The 1,215-nt window shown below is 62.1% G+C and carries 2 protein-coding genes; both read right to left on the bottom strand.

Annotated features, from left to right (window positions below):
* Nucleotides 1-807: ABC transporter ATP-binding protein (locus V6C07_RS02355; RefSeq protein WP_333534779.1), on the bottom strand; the 807-nt coding region annotated here is incomplete at its 3' end.
* Nucleotides 804-1,215 (bottom strand): efflux RND transporter periplasmic adaptor subunit (locus V6C07_RS02350; RefSeq protein WP_333534778.1); only part of this gene is annotated, 412 nt, incomplete at its 5' end. The genes V6C07_RS02355 and V6C07_RS02350, both read right to left, overlap by 4 nt.

The following is a 1,215-nucleotide window of genomic DNA, read 5'->3' as shown; positions in this document are numbered from 1 at the left end:
CACAAGAGCGTCCTCAATGCCGGGGCGCATGGTCCAGCGGGCCAGTTCGCGCTTGTGCGTACCCGCTGGAGTCTTGAGCAGAAAAACCCGCCCGGATGCCCGGCTGGTAAAGTCGCCCGGTGCGCCGGAATAAAGCACGCTGCCCTTGTCCAGCACCACAACCTGAGCGCACCGCTCGGCCTCATCCAGATACGCCGTTGCCCATATAACGCTCATGCCGTCACGGCTCAATTCCTGCACCATGCGCCACAGTTCGCGCCGGGACTGCGGGTCTACCCCCACCCCGGGTTCATCCAGAAGCAGCAGACGGGGCGAACCGAGAAGCGCGCAGGCAATGCCGAGCTTCTGCTTCATGCCGCCGGAAAGACGCCCGGCCAGCCTGTTGGTAAAGGGAGCAAGCGACGTAAACTGCAAAAGGCGGTCAAAAATCTCCTCGCGGGCCGTGCCTTCAAGCCCGCGCAAACTGGCGTGCAGGCGCAGATTGCCCATCACGCTGATGTCTTCGTACAGGCCAAAACGCTGCGGCATATAGCCGATGCTGTTGGCACTCTCGCTGACAAGTTTTTGCGGCGACTGGCCGAAAATCCGCGCTTCGCCGTGGGAGGGAAGCATCAGCCCTGCCAGAATACGCATCAGTGTGGTTTTTCCGGCAGCGTCCGGCCCCACAAGCCCCGTGATGCACCCGGAAGGAATCGTGGCGGAAATGTCATCCAGCGCCGTAACCGCCGTGCGTCCCTTGCCGAAGGTCATGCCGAGGCCGTTAAGCTGTACGGCTGTTTCGCCGGAACTGGCCTGCGTGGCGCTCATGGCGCGTCAGCACCGTCCACAACAATAGTTACGGGCATGCCCTGGCGCATGACGTTTTCCGGATCTTCAGCCTGCACTCGCAAGCGGTAGACCAGAGCCGTACGCACCTGCTTGGTCTCAACGGTTTTAGGGGTGAATTCCGCCGTTGGCGAAATAAAACCGACGGTTCCGGGAAAACTTTTTCCCGGGGCCGCATCCACAAGAACGCGGACAGACATGCCCGGCTTGATACGGCCAAGGTCCGGTTCGTCCACATAGGCCCGCAGCCAGACGGGATCGGTCAGCGCAAGGGTGTAGACCGTCTGGCCGGACTGAACGATGGCCCCGGCCTCACGGGCGCGGGTAAGCACAACGCCCTTCTGCGGAGCGGAAAGCACGGCATCGTGCAACTGTATTTCCGCCCGGCTG

This window comes from Desulfovibrio sp. 1214_IL3152 (assembly GCF_036763055.1).
Lineage (GTDB): Bacteria > Desulfobacterota > Desulfovibrionia > Desulfovibrionales > Desulfovibrionaceae > Desulfovibrio.
The sequence above is the reverse complement of the archived record's forward strand: the minus strand, read 5'-3'. Positions and strand labels throughout refer to the sequence as shown.